Origin of the sequence: Nocardioides sp. Soil774, assembly GCF_001428125.1 — a bacterium.
In the GTDB taxonomy this organism is placed as follows: Bacteria; Actinomycetota; Actinomycetes; order Propionibacteriales; family Nocardioidaceae; genus Nocardioides.
On sequence record NZ_LMSM01000006.1, the window covers coordinates 367,255 to 384,574 of the forward strand.

The 17,320-nt window shown below is 73.9% G+C and carries 17 protein-coding genes; 5 read left to right on the forward strand and 12 right to left on the reverse strand.

Translation table 11 applies throughout. The features are described 5' to 3' along the window. Nucleotide 1 precedes the first annotated feature (1 nt). Genes recD through ASG76_RS07400 form a run of 8 tightly spaced genes read right to left on the reverse strand, consistent with a single transcriptional unit; the run spans nt 2 to nt 11,579 of the window. The gene (gene recD / locus ASG76_RS07370) at nt 2-1,753 is read right to left on the reverse strand and encodes an exodeoxyribonuclease V subunit alpha (RefSeq protein WP_200948097.1); all 1,752 of its coding nucleotides are present in this window, start codon (nt 1,751-1,753) and stop codon (nt 2-4) included. Continuing rightward, complete coding sequence (locus ASG76_RS07375; RefSeq protein ID WP_056601835.1) at nt 1,750-5,118, reverse strand: UvrD-helicase domain-containing protein; 3,369 nt, start codon at nt 5,116-5,118, stop codon at nt 1,750-1,752. Before ASG76_RS07375 ends, recD begins: the two co-directional genes overlap by 4 nt. Further along, entirely contained in the window at nt 5,115-8,459 is a 3,345-nt protein-coding gene (gene recC, locus ASG76_RS07380; RefSeq protein WP_056601836.1) for an exodeoxyribonuclease V subunit gamma, read from the reverse strand. Before recC ends, ASG76_RS07375 begins: the two co-directional genes overlap by 4 nt. A gap of 37 nt (nt 8,460-8,496) precedes the next feature. After that, complete coding sequence (locus ASG76_RS19735) at nt 8,497-8,628, reverse strand: hypothetical protein (protein WP_268788349.1); 132 nt, start codon at nt 8,626-8,628, stop codon at nt 8,497-8,499. Further along, entirely contained in the window at nt 8,625-9,158 is a 534-nt protein-coding gene (locus tag ASG76_RS07385) for a CinA family protein (protein WP_056601837.1), read from the reverse strand. The genes ASG76_RS19735 and ASG76_RS07385 overlap by 4 nt, the downstream gene beginning before the upstream one ends. A gap of 2 nt (nt 9,159-9,160) precedes the next feature. Then, nucleotides 9,161-9,904: a hypothetical protein gene (locus ASG76_RS07390; protein ID WP_056601838.1), complete on the reverse strand. Its 744-nt coding sequence runs from the start codon at nt 9,902-9,904 to the stop codon at nt 9,161-9,163. Beyond that, nucleotides 9,901-11,130 (reverse strand): NRAMP family divalent metal transporter, encoded by a 1,230-nt coding sequence (locus tag ASG76_RS07395; protein ID WP_056601839.1) that lies wholly within the window; start codon nt 11,128-11,130, stop codon nt 9,901-9,903. The genes ASG76_RS07390 and ASG76_RS07395 overlap by 4 nt, the downstream gene beginning before the upstream one ends. After that, a complete protein-coding gene (locus tag ASG76_RS07400; protein WP_157559013.1) occupies nt 11,127-11,579 on the reverse strand; it encodes a hypothetical protein in 453 nt (150 codons plus the stop codon). Before ASG76_RS07400 ends, ASG76_RS07395 begins: the two co-directional genes overlap by 4 nt. A 94-nt stretch (nt 11,580-11,673) precedes the next feature. Here ASG76_RS07400 and ASG76_RS07405 point away from each other — a divergent pair, with 94 nt between their 5' ends. Then, entirely contained in the window at nt 11,674-12,417 is a 744-nt protein-coding gene (locus tag ASG76_RS07405; protein WP_056602282.1) for an ABC transporter permease, read from the forward strand. 74 nt (nt 12,418-12,491) lie between these two features. Here ASG76_RS07405 and ASG76_RS19265 read toward each other — a convergent pair whose 3' ends face one another. Both ASG76_RS19265 and ASG76_RS19270 read right to left on the reverse strand, forming a co-directional pair. After that, a complete protein-coding gene (locus ASG76_RS19265; protein ID WP_056601841.1) occupies nt 12,492-12,665 on the reverse strand; it encodes a CsbD family protein in 174 nt (57 codons plus the stop codon). Nucleotides 12,666-12,785: 120 nt separating this feature from the next. After that, the gene (locus ASG76_RS19270) at nt 12,786-13,007 is read right to left on the reverse strand and encodes a hypothetical protein (protein WP_056601842.1); all 222 of its coding nucleotides are present in this window, start codon (nt 13,005-13,007) and stop codon (nt 12,786-12,788) included. Nucleotides 13,008-13,118: 111 nt separating this feature from the next. Here ASG76_RS19270 and ASG76_RS19275 point away from each other — a divergent pair, with 111 nt between their 5' ends. Further along, nucleotides 13,119-13,967, forward strand: a complete 849-nt coding sequence (locus tag ASG76_RS19275) for a DICT sensory domain-containing protein (protein ID WP_056601843.1) — start codon at nt 13,119-13,121, stop codon at nt 13,965-13,967. A 25-nt stretch (nt 13,968-13,992) separates the two neighbouring features. Here ASG76_RS19275 and ASG76_RS07425 read toward each other — a convergent pair whose 3' ends face one another. Further along, nucleotides 13,993-14,292 (reverse strand): Rho termination factor N-terminal domain-containing protein, encoded by a 300-nt coding sequence (locus ASG76_RS07425; protein WP_056601844.1) that lies wholly within the window; start codon nt 14,290-14,292, stop codon nt 13,993-13,995. 85 nt (nt 14,293-14,377) lie between these two features. On the opposite strand from ASG76_RS07425, the gene ASG76_RS07430 reads away from it, so the two are divergent. Further along, the gene (locus tag ASG76_RS07430; protein ID WP_082587339.1) at nt 14,378-14,839 is read left to right on the forward strand and encodes a DUF6328 family protein; all 462 of its coding nucleotides are present in this window, start codon (nt 14,378-14,380) and stop codon (nt 14,837-14,839) included. A gap of 5 nt (nt 14,840-14,844) precedes the next feature. Here ASG76_RS07430 and ASG76_RS07435 read toward each other — a convergent pair whose 3' ends face one another. Continuing rightward, a complete protein-coding gene (locus tag ASG76_RS07435) occupies nt 14,845-15,282 on the reverse strand; it encodes an SRPBCC family protein (RefSeq protein WP_056601845.1) in 438 nt (145 codons plus the stop codon). 78 nt (nt 15,283-15,360) lie between these two features. Between ASG76_RS07435 and ASG76_RS07440 the strand changes: the two genes are divergently transcribed. Next, nucleotides 15,361-15,972, forward strand: coding sequence for a Dps family protein (locus ASG76_RS07440; RefSeq protein ID WP_056601846.1), 612 nt, complete (start codon nt 15,361-15,363; stop codon nt 15,970-15,972). A gap of 233 nt (nt 15,973-16,205) precedes the next feature. Next, entirely contained in the window at nt 16,206-17,303 is a 1,098-nt protein-coding gene (locus tag ASG76_RS07445) for a sugar ABC transporter substrate-binding protein (RefSeq protein ID WP_056601847.1), read from the forward strand. The last annotated feature ends 17 nt before the right edge of the window (nt 17,304-17,320 follow it).

The window sequence follows — 17,320 nt, forward strand, 5'->3', positions numbered from 1 at the left end:
TTCAGGCATCCGCCAGCCGGGCACGCAGCCCGCTCGCGCGCAGGGCCTGGCGACCGACCGCCGCGCGCACCGCCGACTCCGAGCCGATGACGCGCACCTTGGTCTGGGCGCGCGTGACCGCGGTGTAGAACAGCTCGCGCGTGAGCAGCCGCGACTCCTCGTCTGGGAGCAGGACCGTCACCTCCTCGGCCTGGCTGCCCTGCGACTTGTGGATGGTCATCGCGTGCATGGTCTCGACGTCGCCGAGGCGTGAGGGCGCCAGCTCGAGGAAGCCGACCCCGGTCGCGATGGCGGCGCGCCGACCGTTCGCGCCGGCCACGACGACGCCGGTGTCGCCGTTGTAGACGCCCAGCGCGTAGTCGTTGGCCGCGACCAGGAGCGGGCGCCCGAGGTAGGCCGAGTCGTGCACGGGCTCGCCGGTCTCGGCGGCGAACCACTGCTCGATGCGCCGGTTCCAGTGGCGTACGCCGAAGGGGCCGTCGCGGTGCGCGCACAGCAGGCGGTGCCGGTCGAGCGCCGCGAGCGCCCGGGTGGCGTCGCCGGCCGCCGCGGCGTCGCGCACTGCCAGGGCGTGGGGCAGCACCGCGGAGCGGATGGTGCGGGCGGGGTCGCCCTCGCGCACCCACTCCACCGCGTCGTCGCCGGCACTGAGCGCTGCGATAGCCCCGTCGGCGTCACCGAGCCGCAGCGCCTCGGCGAGCCTGCCGATCTCGCGGCCGTAGCGGTGCGCGGTGCGGAGCGCGGCGACGGGGGAGTCGTCGCGCTGCTCGTAGCCCCTGACCAGGTCGGTCAGCACGGCGCCGGCGTCGACCGAGCTGAGCTGGTCGGGGTCCCCCACCAGCACCAGCCTGGCCTCGGGGCGCACCGCCTCGAGCAGGCGCGCCATCATCGTCAGCGACACCATCGATGCCTCGTCGACCACGACCAGGTCGTGGGGGAGCCGGTTGCCACGGTGGTGGCGGAAGCGCGTGCTGTTGCCGGGGTGCTGGCGCAGCAGCCGGTGCACGGTCATGGCGGTCACGTCGGCCAGCCGCGAGCGGTCGGCCTCGCCGAAGCGCGAGGCGGACCCGCGCACCGACTGCTCGAGCCGGGCCGCGGCCTTGCCGGTGGGTGCGGCGAGGGCGATGCGCAGCCGCTCGCCGCGGGCCTCGGCCTGCTCGACGAGCGCGGCGAGCAGGCCCGCCACCGCCGTGGTCTTGCCGGTGCCCGGACCACCGGTGACGACGGTCGTGGCCTGGGTCGCCGCCCGGCGGCAGGCCTCGCGCTGCTCGTCGGAGTCGGCGGTGGGGAAGACCCGCTCGAGCGAGCGGTCGAGCAGGGCGGCGTCGACGTGGTGGACGACCTGTCCGCGCTCGCGCAGGTCGTGGAGCACCTGCGTCTCCTGCTCGTGGTAGCGGTCGAGGTAGACCAGGTCGTGGTCGATCCGCACCACTCCCTCCGTCCGCAGCGGGCTCGCCGCGACGGCCGACGTCCAGGTGCCCGGGTCGGGCCACGGCAGGTCGAGGTCGGACAGCGAGTCGGCGACGGCGGTGAGGTCGAGGCACACCGAGCCGTGGCGCACGGCCCGCACGGCCAGGGCGACCGCGAGCAGCACGGACGGGTCGGGCTCGCCCGCCAGGCGGCCCAGCGTCGTGGCGACGTGGACGTCGGCTGCGGTCACCACCCCGGCGGTGTTGAAGTCGCGCAGGACACCGGTGGCGCCCAGGGCCAGGTCGCGGTCGTGGGCGTCGACCGGCTCGAAGGTGTCGCTCACCGGGCCACCCCCTCACGCACGCCGTCGAGCAGGTCGGACAGCTCCTCCACCAGCGCCACCGGCGGGCGCCACGAGAAGACCCCGCACGGCATGCCGTCGACCACCGGCGTCTGCGGCCCGCACATCCCGCGGAGGTAGAGGTAGAGCACCCCGCCGAGGTGGGTCGCCGGGTCGTAGCCCGGCAGCCGCCACCGCAGGAACCGGTGGAGCACCACGGTGTAGAGCAGCGCCTGGAGCGGGTAGTCGGAGTGGGCCATCGCCTCGTCGAGCATCTCGGGCCGGTAGTCGTGCGCGGTGAGCGGCTGGTCGAGCGGGCCCAGCCAGTTGGTCTTGTAGTCGACGGTGAGGAAGCGCTGCTGCCCGTCGACGTCGAGGCGCAGCACCACGTCGATCGAACCGGTGAGGTAGCCCCGCAGCGACTGCGCGGCCAGCTCCGGGTCGCCGTCGAGCGCGTCGGCGTAGACCCGGACGGCGTCGCCGTCGGGCAGGTGACGCCTCAGGAGCGGCGCCAGGTCGCCGAGTCGTACGTCGACGGGCGAGGCGGTCGTGTCGCCCCCGGCCAGCGGCACCTCGAAGTCGAGCTCGCGCAGCCGGTCGCCCAGGCTGAGGGACATCAGCGTGCGGTCGTCCGCCAGGGGACCGAGCGGACTGGTGCAGACCGCGGCCAGGGCGTCGGCGAGCTCGTCGGGGTCGAGGTCGACCGGCCACCAGACGAGCTGCTCGCCGATGAGTCGCAGCAGCTCGGCGCGGAAGTCGGCGGCACCGGGGTCGGCGTGCTCGAGCACCGCGTGGACCAGGGAGCCGAAGGTGGCCCCGACCGGCAGGGTCGCCATGGGGGACGGCACCGATGCGGCGGCGGCGTCGGCCGCCACCTCCCCGTCGAGGTTGAGGTCCGCCGCAGCAGCGGCGGCCTCCAGCCCTGCCTCCATCTCGGCGTCGAGCTCGGGCTCGGACAGGGCCGCGGCGGCGTGCGCGGCGCTGGCCGCCGACAGCGACGAGTAGGAGGTGCGGCGCCAGGTGGTGTCGACGTCGCGGGTGAACGAGCGGACCTGCAACGGCTGCGTGGAGCGCTCGAGCGGCGTGGGGTCGGGCGGCACGAGGGTGGCGAGCTCCACCTGCGGGCCGCCCGCCTGCTGCCACGCGGTGAGGATCGCCATCAGCCGGTCCTCCTCGACCAGGGCCTGGCTGTCCGGCACCGGCGACATGCCCGGTCGGCGCCCGAAGAGCATCCGGTGCAGCGGGGAGTCGGGAGTGTTGCGGTCGGCAGCGGCGTACCACGCGACGACCTGCGACTGGGCCCGTGTCATCGCGACGTAGAGCAGGCGCAGCGACTCGCCGGCATCCTCGCGCCAGTGGCGCCGCACCGCCTCGCGGTGGGACGCGCTCGCCCCGCCGACGTCGCGGCAGCGGCGACCCTCGTCGTCGTGGAACAGGGGAACCGCGGGGTCGCGGCCGGTGTAGCGGTTCCACAGAGTCGGCAGGTAGACGACGGGGTATTGCAGTCCCTTGCTGCCGTGGATGGTCACCAGCTGCACGGCGGCGGCGTCGGAGTCGAGACGCCGGGTGCGCTCGGAGGCGACCTCGAGCTTGTCGTCGGCCACCTGCTCGCGGAGCCAGGCCAGCAGTCCCACGAGCCCGAGGTGCTGCTCGGTCGACACGCGCAGCAGCGACTCCCCGATGTGCCGCAGGTCGGTCAGCGTGCGCTCGCCACCGACGCGGGCGAGCACGCGCGCGGTGAGCCCCTCGACCGCGGTCACCTCGACCACGGCGGCCAGCCCGCGCCGCGTGAAGACGTCGGCCAGGGTGCGCACCCGTGCGGCGAGCTGGTCGGTGAGCGCGTCACCGCCGGCCTCGAGCGAGGCGGCGGTGTGGCCGAAGAAGGAGGTGAGGGCGGCGGCACGCACCCGGTCGGCGCGGTGCGGCTGCTCCATCGCCTCGAGCAGCGCCAGCCACTCGCCCGCCGCCGGGGTGTGGAAGACCGAGCCGCCGGCGTTGACCACCGACGGGACACCGACGTCGGCGAGCGCCTGCTGCACCGCCTCGAGCTCGTTGCGCCGGGCCGCGAGCACGGCGATGTCGCCGGGCCGGAGCTCGCGGCCCTCGAACCTCGCGCGGCTCTCGATGAGCCGCTTCACGTCGTGGGCGGTGTCGGTGATGACGTGGTCGCGCCACAGCGCCACCGGCGGCCTGGAGCGCGGCCCCTTGCCGAGCTCGGCGCGGCGCACCACCCGCAGCCGGAACGGGGCGCCCGCTCCCTCGAGCCGCGACTCGGCGAGGTGGGCCTGGACGGGGTGCACCACGATGCGCTCGTCGCCGAGCCGGGCGCCTTGCAGGACCGCGTGCACCGCGTCGAGCAGCGGCCGGTCGGAGCGCCAGTTGACCCCGAGGGTCTGGGTCGTGGTCGCGGAACCGGCGGCCTGGAGGTAGGTGACGACGTCGCCGCCGCGGAAGGCGTAGATGGCCTGCTTGGGGTCACCGATGAGCACCATCGTGGTGGTCGCCGCGAATGCCCGCTGGAAGACCTCCCACTGCACCGGGTCGGTGTCCTGGAACTCGTCGATCAGCACGAACTTCCACCGGTGCTGCATGCGCCTGCGCGCGGGGGCGTCGGCGCGCTCGAGCGCGTCGGCGAGCTGGCTGAGCAGGTCGTCGTAGCTCAGGATCCCCAGGCGCCGCTTGCGCCGCTCGACCTCCTCCAGCACTGCGCACGCGAACGACACCCGCATCTTCGCCGTCGAGTCCGCGGCGTCGAGTGCCTCCGCCGGCTCGACCCGGGCGCGCGGGTCGCCCACCACGGTGCGCGCCAGCTCGAGCGCGGCGGCGCGGGTCCAGGGCGGGTGCGGCTCGGAGCCGAAGCGGGCGAGGTAGAGGTCGTCGACGGTCTCGGTGGTGAGCTGCTCGAGGTCCTCCACCAGCGTGGCGGAGGCGTCGGTGTCGCCGGCGACCCCGAGGCTGCGCAGCACCAGCTGGCAGAACTGGTGGATCGTGGCGATCGTGGCGGCGTCGAACGACACCAGCGCCTGGGTCAGCCGGTCGAGGCGCGCGGCGAGGACGACCTCGTCGCCGTCGAGCAGCCAGTCGTGGAGCCGGTTGGCAGGGTCGCGCAGCGTCGGGTCGCCGAGCAGCTGGACCGCCTCGTCGAGCTGGCGGCGTACGCGCTCGCGCAGCTCCTGGCTGGCGGCACGCGTGAAGGTGACGACCAGCATCTCGTCGAGGCGTACGTCGCCCGACGCGACGTGCTTGGTCACCAGCGCCGCGATCGTCCAGGTCTTGCCGGTGCCGGCGCTCGCCTCGAGGAGCGTCGTGCCGGGCGGGAGGTCGGCGGCGATGTCGAAGGTGGCCGGAGTGGTCGTCGGCGTGCTCACAGGCCCCTCACCTGCTCGTACCCGCCGTCGATCAACGGGGCCCAGAGTCGCCAGGCGTGGTGGCCGAGACGGTGCGGCCCGTCCTCGCCGTCGCGGACGGGCGTGGTGAGGAGGGTGTAGTCGGCGTGCTCACCGAAGGCGCGCACGTGCCAGGGGTCGGCGTCCTCGCGCGGGAAGCCGGAGTCGTTGAAGCGCGGGGTCTCCCACTCGGCCCGGGCCTTGACGTCGGGGTCGCCGTCGCTGCCGGCGAGCACGCGGCGGTGCTCCTCGGCCCACGCGAGCGACGTCTTGACCGGGAGGGGGAGCGGCTCGCACTGGCCGGCGTCGTAGAGGGCGACGAGGTCGCGCAGCCACTGCTCGGCCTCGTGCTGGGCCAGCGGACCGATCTGCTGGACCTGGCCCCCGGAGCGGTGCTTGCCGATGGTGTGCACGGTCCAGTTCTCGTCGGGCAGTCCGGCAGCCAGCGCGAGGGCGTCGATCCAGGCGGCGAGCCGGTGCTTGGCGGCGAGGGTGGAGAAGGAGACCGACACCCGGTTGTTGCCCCACACGTCGCTGACCGTGCCGGAGAGCCGACGGCCGCCGCCGAGGTCGATGTCGACGTCGAGGGTGCGCTGCGGAGCGCGCCGCAGCTCGAGAGCGCGGATGACCAGGGGTCGGACCACGCCGATGATCTCGTCGAGCACGCCGGCACCCAGGGGGCCGGGCGGCAGCTGCCCGGTGACCTTGAGTGCCTCGCCGACGGCGATGGCGTCGGCACCGCCGAGCACCTGCGAGGCCAGGTGGTCGCCCACCGCCCACTTCTCGAGCCCGTCGAGGGTGATCGGGATGGCGTCCTTGACCTCGTCGGCGTCGTAGGGGCGCGCGATCCGCAGGCGCCGGAAGAACCCGCGCACCGGGTGGGCGAAGAAGTCGTGCAGGTCGGCCAGCGAGACGTCCTGGCGGGCGGGAGGCGGCAGGGGGCTCGGCACCAGCACGCCGACGGGGTGCCGCTCGGCGCGCGCGGCCGTGGCGCCCGCGAGGGCGAGGCGGTCGAAGGTGAAGGCATGCGGCTCGCGCAGCGCCCCGGCGACGAAGTTGTCCTCGTCGAAGGGCTGCAGCGGGTGGTGGGTGAGCACGTGGTCGCGCACGGGTGTGGCCGAGGTGCGGTCGAGTGCGTCGAGGAGCTCGCCGAGCGGCACCGCGGGCGGTCGCTCGGCCCCGGTGTGCTCGCCGCGGCCGGTGTAGGTGATGACGAGCTTGTCGGTGGCCGCGACGATCGCGTCGAGGAACAGCTGGCGGTCCTCGGCGCGCAGGTCGCGCTCGCCGGTGCGCGGACGCCGGGCCAGCACGTCGTCGCCGTCGACGGTCGAGACCCGTGGGAACACGCCGTCGTCGAGGCCCACCAGGCACACCACCCGGTGCGGCACCGATCGCATCGGCACCATCGTGCAGACCGTCAGCGTGCCGGTGCGGAAGTTGGACCGCGTCGGGCGCCCGCGCAGGCGCTGCTGGAGCAGCGCTCGCACGTCGGCCTGGCGCAGCGTGGTGCCGGAGTCGCCGGCGCCCGCCGCGATGCGCGTGACCTCGCGGTCGAACTGCGCGACCTGCCAGACGTCGTCGAGCGGGGTCGACGTGAGGCCGTGCACCGCCTCGCTCAGGGCCGTGGTCCAGTCGGTGACGCTCACCGCACGCTCCGCGCTCGCGACGAAGGTGTGGACGCGGTCGACGAGCTCGGCGAAGCGCCCGACCAGGTCGAGGTCGCCGTCGCTCACGTCGTCGACGGGGACGGTGCCGGCGACCTGCCGGTGGTCGAGGCCCGACATCGCGGCGCCGAGGAGGACCCGCCGCAGCCCGGAGGCCCAGGTGTTGGCGCCGATGCCGGTGAGGCCGAAGGTGCCCCGCTGCTCGGCGTCGTAGCCCCAGCGGATGCCGCTGACGTCGATCCAGTGCGCGATGCGCTCCAGCTCCTCGTCGCCCAGCCCGAAGCGCGCGCGCACCGGGTCGGCACCGGCCACGTCGAGCACCTGGCTGGCCGTCATCCGCCCGCGGACCAGCTCCACGAGCTGCGCGGCGAGGGCGAGCAGGGGGTTGGTGGCGGCCAGCGACCGGTCGGCGAGGCGCACGCGCAGCCGGTGGCCCGGGTGGCCCGCACCCTCCCCCGCGACGTCGGCCATGCCGAAGGCGGCGGAGATCAGCGGCGCGTAGGTCTCGATGTCGGGCACCATCACCAGGATGTCGCGCGGCTCGAGGGTCGGGTCGTCCTCGAGCAGGCCCACGAGCACCTCGCGGAGCACGTCGACCTGGCGTGCGGCGCCGTGGCAGGCGTGCACCTGCACCGAGTCGTCGGCTCGGGTGCGGGTGGCGCGCAGCGCGGCGTCGGGCGCCAGGTTGGCCCTCAGGTCGTGCTGCAGCCAGCCCAGGAGCGTGTCGGGAGCCGGCGGGGAGACAGGTGCCGGGGTGCCGGGCAGGTCGCCGAGCGTGCGTCGCAGCTCCCGCGCGTCGCGGCCGAGCGAGCCCAGCAGCGGGTGACCGACCAGGGCTGCGGAGGTGTCGCGGTCGCGCGGCACCTGGCCCTCCTGCGCGGTGGGCGCGAGGGCGTGCCACAGCTCGGTCGATGCCTGCGGCAGCCACAGGTGCACCTCGCGCTGCTCGCCGAGGACCCGCAGCAGCGCGACCTCGGTCTCCGGCAGCCGCGTGTGGCCGAAGAGCGAGAGCCGCGAGGGCAGGTCGAGCCCGGCGCCGCTGCCCGAGCGCAACCGCGCCACGGTGTCGGCGTGGCGCACGTCGGGCGGCGGGACGTCGACGACCGCGAGCAGCCGGCGCCACAGGTCGGCCTGCCACAGCAGGTCGACGTCGAGCGCACCCCCGGCCCCGTCAGAGGGGGAGTGGGCCGCCCACTCGCTGAGCAGCGCTGGGCGCTGCACGGCGTAGGAGGAGAACAGGCCCGCCAGCCGGCGGGCGACGGCATAGCGCCGCGCGGACCGGTCGTCGTCGGGGTCGCCCCCGCCGAGGTGGGTCGTGAGGTCCTCGAACCCGGGTGCACCCATCACGTCGTCGATCACGGCGAGCAGGGGCCAGGCCAGCCGGTCCGCGCTCCACGGGTCGTCGGCGTCGCGGTCGAGCAGCATCGAGACCAGCGAGTGCGGCGTCACGAAGTCGACACCGGCGCAAACCCCGTCGCCGCCGCGGGCCCCCACCCCCAGCCGGTGGGACAACCGCTGCGTCAGCCAGCGCTCCACCCCGCGCGCCGGCACCACCACGACCTCGCGGGCGAACGGGTCGGGCAGAGGTGTGACCAGCAGGTCGGCCAGGCCGTCAGCGAGCGCGTCGGTGCGCTCGGCCGTGTGCAGGTGCAGGGTCACGGGCGCCACCCTATGAGCGGGTGCCGACAGCCGGGCGTCAGCGCGCGAGGAAGTAGACGACCACCATCAGGCCGAGTGCGACCAGCACGCCGATGATCGCCCCGGTCACCATCACGGGGCGCCCGGTCTGGTCGGTGGGGTCGAGGTCCTCCGGCGAGTGTCGGGTCATGCGCCCACGTACCCCTGCTCCGACGCGTCATGCGCCGGGCCCGACTCCGGCTGCAGGGCCTTGGCGAGCTCGAGCAGCGCCAGCGTCGTCGCGGAGGCCACCACGACGTCGGGTTCGCCCTCGAAGAGCACCTCGTGGGCGCGGGTGCCGCGACGGTCAGAGATGGCGAGGTGCACCGTCCCCGGCGGCCGGCCCTCCTGGCTGCCGGGTCCGCCGACACCGGTGATGCCGAGGCCGACGTCGGCGCCGAGGAGGCGGCGTACGCCCTCGGCCATCTGGCGCGCGCAGGCGTCGCTGACCACCGGGCCCGGGGCGACGCCGAGCACGTCGTGCTTGACCTCGGAGGAGTAGGCGACGAGGGCCCCGCGGTACCACGTCGAGGCGTCCTCGCCCTGGCCGAGCGCGGCAGAGAGCCGCCCCGCCGTCAACGACTCGGCGACGGCGATCGTGGCCCCTGCGGTGTCGTCGGCAGCCAGCGCGGCGATGCGCTCCACCCACTGCCGGTCGCTCACCTGGTGCGTGTGGTCCATCCTCAGTCCTCCCCTGCTCCGCCGGGCTGCACCCGTGGGCCGGGTCCTCCCCGGCGTCCGTCCTCACGGTCCTGCGCGAGAGGCCGACGGGGGCCCTGCGCGCGCACCGACCCGCGCGTCCAGTCGATGTCGCACTGGCGCGCGTCGACCACCCACGAGTCGCGGTGCAGCCGGCGCACGACGGCGGCGACGAGCCACGGACCCATGTCGGGCGTGCGGTCGTATCCGAGCATCGAGCCCGGCCCGCCGCGGCCCACGACGAGCTCGCGGACCACGAGCCCGCGCCCGGGCTCGGGCCGCGCGCGGACGTCGACGACCCGGCCCGCCGGTGTGCCGTCGTGGGTGACGGGGGCGCCGAGGAGCTGCGCCAGCCGGACCCGGTCGGCGGCGAGGGCGGGTGCGGGCGGCGCCGCCCCGGCACGCCCGGTGCGCAGGCGTACGCCGCTGTCGAGCCGCTCCACGAGCGCGAGGTCGATGCGGTCCGCGACGTGCTGCCCGGGTCGCTGCGGGGCCGCGGCGACGTGCAGCTCCTGCGCGCGTCGCCACAGCCGCGGGAGCAGGGCGTTGGCGCCCAGCAGCAGCCCCGACACCACGAGCGTGCCGTCGTCGTGGCGGGTGAGCTCGAGGTCGTCGACCTTGCCGACGAGCGCGCCGTCGGCGTCCTGGACCTGCCGGTCGAGCAGGTGCAGCGCCAGGTCGAGCTCGCCCTCGAAGCGGCCGCCCGGCAGGCCGTGCGGGGTGCTCATGCGCCCATCCCCGTCAGCGCCATCAACGGGATCGCGGCCACCGCGGCGACCAGGATCAGCACCAGGTAGACCGTGCCGAGGACGTTGGCGACCCGCCCGTTGACGTGGCGGCCGAGGTAGTCGGGGTCGTTGGCGACCACCAGGATCGGGAAGTACGTCAGGGGCAGCGCGACCGCGGAGAACACCACCGACATCTCCGTCACCAGGATCGGGTCGACGCCGAGGAGCAGCACGGTGGCCGCGGCCAGGGTCGCCAGCACCAGCACGACGTGGAAGGTGACGGCCTGCTGCGGGCGGACGTACTTGCCCCACTGCTGGCCGACGTACTGCATCAGCGAGTAGCCGACGGAGAGGCCGGTCTCGCAGGCCGCACCGAAGGTGGCCGCGACGAACCCCAGGACCGCGACGGCGACGCCGACCTTGCCGAGGGCCTCCGCGACCGGCAGCGCCGTCTCGCCGAGGGTGTCGACCATAATGCCGTCGGGCTGGAGCACCACCGCCGCGCAGCCGGCGATCGCCAGCGAGAGCAGCCCGCCGAGCGGGAAGCCGATGAACACGTTGGCCCGCATCGTGCCGATGTCGCGCTCGGTCCACCGCTCCTCGACGCCGCCGGAGGAGAAGAAGAACACCTCGTAGGGCGTCATCGCCGCGCCGAAGAGCGCGACGGCGTAGTAGGCCCACGTGGTCCAGTCCTCGCTGGCGGGCTTGTCGACCGTGACGGCCTGGTGGGCCATCGCAGCCCAGTCCGGTCCGAGCTGCCACAGCGCGACGGCGAAGACGATCAGCGCCAGGCCGAGGAGCCCGAGCACGTTCTCGATGGCGCTGAACTTCGCGCGCCACAGCAGCAGCCACACGGCCAGCGCCACGAAGGGCACCAGCAGGACCTCGTTCACCGAGCTGACCAGCTGCAGCGACAGGGCGACGCCGCCGATCTCGGCGATGAAGGTCAGGAACGTGACGCCCATCGATCCCACGAGGTTGAGCAGCGCGACCCGCGGGCCGAGCCGCTCGCGCACCAGGTCGAAGGTGGCCCGTCCGCTGACCGCGGCGACGCGGCCCGACATCTCGGCGAAGAGACAGATGCCCACCACGCCCACCACGACGACCGGGGCCAGCGAGAGCCCGAACCGTGCGCCCACCTGCGCGTTGGTGACCAGGTCGCCGATGTCGACGAAGCCGCCGATGGCGGTGAGGATGCCGAGCGCGACGGCGAAGAACTTCTTCACCGCAGGTCCTCGCCGACCCGGTCGAGGTCGTCGGACAGCTCGCCCAGCCGCGCGCGGAGGGCGTCGTACGACGCCTCGTCACCGGCGGTCACCGCGACGCGGGCCTCCCGCAGCAGGTCGGTGGCGCGACCCAGCACGTCCTGGACCTCGGCGTCCTGGCGACCGGTGCCGGGCGGCGGCTGCTGGCTGGTGAACGTCTGCTCGGCACTCGCCAGCGACTCCTCCGACTCCACCGCCGCGACACGGGCCGACCGCCCGGGGAGCCGGTCGCGCGACTCGAGGTCGAGCACCAGCGCCACGGACTCCACCTCGCTCGTCGTGTCGTCCAGGGCCTGCCGGGCGCTCGCGCGCCAGTCCGCGCGCGACGGCTGGCTCGGCACGCACGCGGTGAGCCCGGTGGCGAGGAGCACGGTGGCCCCGAGCGCCACGCACGCACGTGAGGGGTTCACGTCCGACGTCGTACCCGCCGGTTGCTCCGTCCATGCGGTCGCGTCCGGCGGCCGTCGCTGGCCCTGCGCGCCCCGGTCGGCGAGGATCGGCGCCGTGGACTACGCGGGGTGGGGGCTGGGGCTGCTGGTCGTCGGCTTGACGACGCTCGGGCTCGCGCGCCTGGCCCGCATCGAGCTGGGCTGGCTCCCGCTGACCGCGCTGCTGCGCGCGGTCGTCCAGCTCGCGGTCGTCGCTGCGATCCTGCGTGGCGTGCTGGCGCTGCCGTGGACGGTCGTGCTCTTCATCGTGCTGATGCTCACCACCGCCACGACCACGGCCGGATCGCGGCTCTCCGAGCTGCCGCGGGGCCGCTCCCTGGCCCTCGTCGGCGTGCTGTCGGGTGCCACCGTGAGCCTGGTGCTGGTCCTCGCCCTGCGGCTGGTCGACCTCGAGGCCCGCTACGTCGTCGCGGTGGCGGGCATCGTCATCGGCAACGCGATGTCGGCGGCCACCCTGTCGGGGCGCAACTTCCTGCGCGGGGCCCGCGCCCGACGCGACGAGGTGGAGGCGTGGCTCTCGCTCGGCGCCACGCCCGCCCAGGCGTACGACGCCATCGGCCGCGACGCGGCCCGCGAGGCCCTCCTGCCGACGCTCGACCAGACCCGCTCGACCGGTCTGGTCACGCTGCCGGGGGCGTTCGTGGGAGCCCTGTTCGGGGGCGCGTCGCCCATCGTCGCCGCGCAGTTCCAGCTGGTGGTGCTCGCCGCCATCGCCCTGGCCATGCTCACGTGCGCGGTGGTGGTCACGCGCCTCGCGGGCCGCTCGCCCCACGTGGTGGCGGAGGCGGCACCGGCCTGACGGCCGGGTGGGGCTTGCCTGAACAGGTCCGCCGACGGCCACACGGGGGTGGTGGCCGCCGGCGGGGACGGGGGTCAGCCCTTGAAGGCGTCCTTGACCTTCTCGCCGGCCTGCTTCAGGTTGGCGCCGGCCTGGTCGCCCTTGCCCTCGGCCTCCAGGCGCTCGTCGTCGGTCGCCTTGCCGGTGGCTTCCTTGGCCTGGCCCTTGAGCTCGTCAGCCTTGTTGTCGATCTTGTCGTCGAGACCCATCGTGGTTCCTCCTGTGCAGTCGGTGCCGACCGGAGTTGGTCACTGTCGAACCTGCCACGGTGGTGCCCGTCGAACGACACCCGTGCGGGTGGGCCCGGCCCCGGCGCCGGTTCGGGCGCCTCAGGCGCCGAGGTGGCGCGGGGGCGTCTGCGTCGGCACGACCACGAGCTGCGGGCGCGGCTGCGGCGCGGGTGCCGGCACGACCGACAGCTGCGGACGCGGCGCCGGTGCGGTCTGGTGCTCGATCTCCTCGGCGCGCGAGGCGTCGAGACGCCAGATCACGAAGCAACCGACGATGGCAACGATGATCGCCGCCGTGCTGATCAGGATCACACTGCCCATGGGAATCTCCTGGTGTTCTGGTCGGGTGGGGGTCCCTTGACCTCTACAGTCCTGTATAGATTACTTCAGCAGGTTGTACAAGAGTTGGACACCATCAATCGAGGAGGCCTCGTGCAGACCGCTCCCCAGGACGGGTTCAGCATCGGCGTGCTCGCGGCACGCACCGGGCTGACCCCGGCGGTGCTGCGCACGTGGGAGAACCGCTTCGGCTTCCCTGCCGGGGTGCGCTCGCCCACCGGCCACCGCCGCTTCACCGACGCCGACGTCGACCTCGTCAAGCAGGTGCTCGAGGTGCGCACGAGCGGCGTGGGGCTCCAGGTCGCCATCGACACGGTCCGGCGTCGCCAGGACCAGGGCGGGGTCGAGTCGGTCCACGCCGTGCTGTCGCGGGAGTTCCCCCACCTGGTCGTGCACCGGCTCGGCCGGCGCGCCCTGATCGCCGCCTCGCACGCGGTCGAGGACGAGGCCCTCGCCCGCGCCGACGGCGCGCTGGTGCTCGGCACCTTCCAGGAGGGCCACAAGTACGCCCGCTCGCGCCACCGCTGGGACGAGCTGGCCCGCACCGCGTCGTGGGCCGCCGTGGTCGCCGACTTCGACGAGGCCCTGCCCGCCGACCCGGGCGCGACCCCCGCCCGCTGCCAGCTGCCCGAGCGCTCGCCGCTGCGGCGCGAGTGGACCGTCGTGACGCTCAGCGCCGCGCGGGCCGCGGTGGTCTCGGCGTGGGAGGTTCCGGCCGCCCCGGGGCGCGCGCCGGTCTACGAGTCGGTCATCAGCACGCACCGCCCCGCCGCCGTCGCGGCCGCGCGCGTGCTGGTCGACGTCGCCCGCTCGGCGGGCGCTGCCCCGCCGCTGTCGGCCGTCGGCCTGCTCGACGAGCCCGCGGTGGGCCCGGCGACCCCCGCCGTCGACGCCGACCGGATGTGGCTGCGCGCCCTCGCCCGGCTCGATCCTCCGACCTGAGCCCCCCGGACCAGGTGCCGACGCCTCAGTGGTGGCGCAGCGCGTCGACCAGCTGGGCCTTCGTCATCGACGAGCGGCCCTCGATGTCGAGCTCGGCGGCCCGCTTGCGCAGCTCGGCGACGGTGCGGTCCTCGTAGTCCGCGGCCTCGCCGCCGCGCTCGCCGACCTTCGAGCGCCCCTGGGCGGCGGCCGCGTTGGCGATGCGTGCCGCCTTCTCCTTGCTGGCGCCCTCGTCACGCAGGGCCTCGTAGACCTCCGGGTCCTTCACCGACGGTCCCGGGTCACGCTTCTTGGCGGTCTTCTTCGCGGGCTTCTGGTCAGCCATGTCCGCCACGGTGCCACCGGCGACCGACCGTCTGCTCACCCGTCGGGGGGTGTGCGGCGCCCGGCCCGCGAATAGCATCCGGTGCGTGCCTGACGACGACCGCGACGAGAGCCCCGACGAGCGGGCCGACCGCAACTGGGACGAGCTGCTCCAGGAGCTCAGGGTCAGCCAGACCGGCGTACAGCTGCTGGCCGGCTTCCTCGCCACGCTGCCCTTCCAGTCGGGCTTCGACAAGCTCGACGGCTTCCAGCGTGGGTGGTACGTCGGACTGCTGGCGCTGGCGTTCACCACCGTCGGGGTCACGCTCGCGCCCGTGGCGATCCACCGCCGCGTCTTCCAGGACGGCGCCAAGCCCGAGCTCGTCCGCGCCGGGCACCGGTTGACCATGGCCGCGCTCGTGCTCATCAGCGTGATGCTGGGGGGAATCCTCTTCCTGGTCGTCGACGTGGTCTACGACCGGTGGGCCGCGGCTGCCAGCGCGCTCGCCTCCGTGGTGGTGCTCGTGGTCCTGCTCGTGGCCCTGCCCGCCAGGGTGGCGCGCGACTGAGTCGCTCAGCCCGCCTGCCGGTCGAGGCAGGCGCGCAGCTGGTCGATGGTCTTCGACGCGAGCAGCGGCAGGTAGGCCTGCACCAGGGGCGCGGCCAGCCGGGACAGCCCGGAGAACTCCATCCGCGCCGTGTAGACGACCCGCGACCCGCCGGTGGCGGGCGCGACCTCGAAGATGTCGTCGCCCTCGAACGACGGGCCGGTGCCGTGCAGGTGCACGTGGCGCGGCGCGTCGACCTGGGTCGCCTCGTAGGTCAGCTCCACGGTGCGGCCGAGGAAGGACGAGACGTTGCGGTACGTCGTCCCGACCCCGCCGTCGCCACCGGTCCGCTCGCAGGTCACCGTGCCGGGGTCCCACTCCGCGGCGTTGCGGAAGTCGGCGAGGTAGGCGTGGGCGGCCTCGGGGGAGGCGGTCGTGGCGAAGGTGCGGGTGATCGAGGGCATGGCGCCACGCTAGCCAGCCACCCCAGCCCCACCCCGCGGGCTGGTGCCGGCCTTGCCCGTGCGACCTAGCGTGGCGACATGGCCAAGAAGACGACCCGATCCGCGAGCCCGCAGGTGACCAGCGGCGCCGACGCCCCCCTGACCGTGCCCGGCCTGAGCGCCGAGACGGGCCACCGGGTGGCCGACGCGCTGCAGATGCGGGTGCACGCGCTCAACGACCTCCAGCTCACCCTCAAGCACGCCCACTGGAACGTCGTGGGCCCGCACTTCATCGGCGTGCACGAGATGCTCGACCCGCAGATCGACGGCGTGCGCGACATGATCGACGTGCTCGCCGAGCGGATGTCGACCCTCGGCGTCGCGCCCAACGGCCTGCCCGGTGCGCTCGTCTCCGCGCGCACGTGGGACGACTACGACCTGATGCGGGCCGACACCAGCGCGCACCTGGCCGCCCTCGAGCTCGTCTACACGGGCGTCATCGAGGACCACCGCGCCGCCATCGAGGCCGTCGGCGACGACCCGGTGACCGAGGACATCGTGATCGGCCAGACCGCCGACCTCGAGCAGTACCAGTGGTTCGTGCGCGCCCACCTCCAGGGCACCAGCGGCGCGCTCGTCACCGACGGGGCCTCGGGCGAGGTCGAGGCGGCCGAGAAGGCCACCACCTCGAGGCGCGCGCGCAAGCGCTGAGGCGACTCCTCGGCACCTCGCGACAGCAGGGGCGGCTGGACCACTGGTCCAGTCGCCCCTACGCCTGTCCGGGCGGGGACGACCCCCAGTTGGGTAACGAACCGGTCACGGCTCGGCTTCGCTCTGGACGTGACGACCATCACTCCATATGTTGTTCCGCACAACATATGTACGTCGGTCCAGTGTTCCACACCTGGCCGCCGTGCGATTGAAATCGCTAGGAGGCGGTTCGCGTGAAGCGGAAGCACAGTTTGGTACTGGTCCCCCTGCTCGGTCTCTCGATGGCGCTCACCGCCTGCGGCAGCGACGACAGCGGCGACACCGGCAGCGGCAGCGACAACTCCGGCAGCGGAGAGGCGCAGGGCAAGATCGGCGTCATCCTCCCCGACACCGAGTCCTCGGTGCGCTGGGAGAGCGCGGACCGCCCGGCCCTCGAGGCAGCCTTCAAGGAGGCCGGCGTCGACTACGAGATCCAGAACGCCGAGGGCGACGCGGAGAAGATGACCACGATCGCCGACAGCATGATCGGCAACGGCGTCACCGTCCTGGCCATCGTGAACCTCGACTCCGAGTCGGGCGCCGCGATCCAGGAGAAGGCGAAGTCGCAGGGCGTCGCCACCATCGACTACGACCGCCTCACCCTCGGTGGCTCGGCGGAGTACTACGTCTCCTTCGACAACACCAAGGTCGGCGAGCTGCAGGGCCAGGGCCTCGCGGACTGCCTGGGTGACAAGGACGCCAACATCGTCTACCTCAACGGCTCGCCCACCGACAACAACGCGACCCTCTTCGCCGAGGGCGCGCACAGCGTGCTCGACGAGATGAGCAACTACAAGGTCGTCGGCGAGCAGGCCGTCCCGGACTGGGACAACGAGCAGGCCGCCACGATCTTCCAGCAGCTCTACACCGCTGCTGACGGCAAGGTCGACGGTGTCCTCGCCGCCAACGACGGTCTCGGTGGCGCTGCGATCAGCATCCTCGAGGGCGCCGGCCAGGCCGGCAAGGTCCCGGTCACCGGCCAGGACGCCACCGTCGAGGGTCTGCAGAACGTCCTCGCCGGCACCCAGTGCATGACGGTCTACAAGTCCGCCACGCAGGAGGCCGGCGCGCTGGCCGACGTCGCCATCGCCCTCGCGAAGGGCGAGAAGGCGGACGCGACCGGCACCACGGTCGACTCCTCCGACGACAGCGAGGTCCCCTCGATCCTGCTGACGCCGCAGGCGATCACCAAGGACAACGTCGGCGACGTGATCGACGACGGTGGCCAGAAGGCCGAGGACGTCTGCGCCGGCAAGTTCGCCGACCTGTGCTCCGAGGCCGGCATCTCCTGACCTCCTGAGGTCCGGAC

Excerpts from the sequence above, each read along its gene's own strand:
- ASG76_RS19735 (WP_268788349.1), bottom strand. The coding sequence starts at position 8,628 with ATGACCCGACACTCGCCGGAGGACCTCGACCCCACCGACCAGACCGGG.
- ASG76_RS07385 (WP_056601837.1), bottom strand. The coding sequence starts at position 9,158 with ATGGACCACACGCACCAGGTGAGCGACCGGCAGTGGGTGGAGCGCATC.
- ASG76_RS07390 (WP_056601838.1), bottom strand. The coding sequence starts at position 9,904 with ATGAGCACCCCGCACGGCCTGCCGGGCGGCCGCTTCGAGGGCGAGCTC.
- ASG76_RS19265 (WP_056601841.1), bottom strand. The coding sequence starts at position 12,665 with ATGGGTCTCGACGACAAGATCGACAACAAGGCTGACGAGCTCAAGGGC.
- ASG76_RS19270 (WP_056601842.1), bottom strand. The coding sequence starts at position 13,007 with ATGGGCAGTGTGATCCTGATCAGCACGGCGGCGATCATCGTTGCCATC.
- ASG76_RS07425 (WP_056601844.1), bottom strand. The coding sequence starts at position 14,292 with ATGGCTGACCAGAAGCCCGCGAAGAAGACCGCCAAGAAGCGTGACCCG.
- ASG76_RS07435 (WP_056601845.1), bottom strand. The coding sequence starts at position 15,282 with ATGCCCTCGATCACCCGCACCTTCGCCACGACCGCCTCCCCCGAGGCC.
- ASG76_RS07440 (WP_056601846.1), top strand. The coding sequence starts at position 15,361 with ATGGCCAAGAAGACGACCCGATCCGCGAGCCCGCAGGTGACCAGCGGC.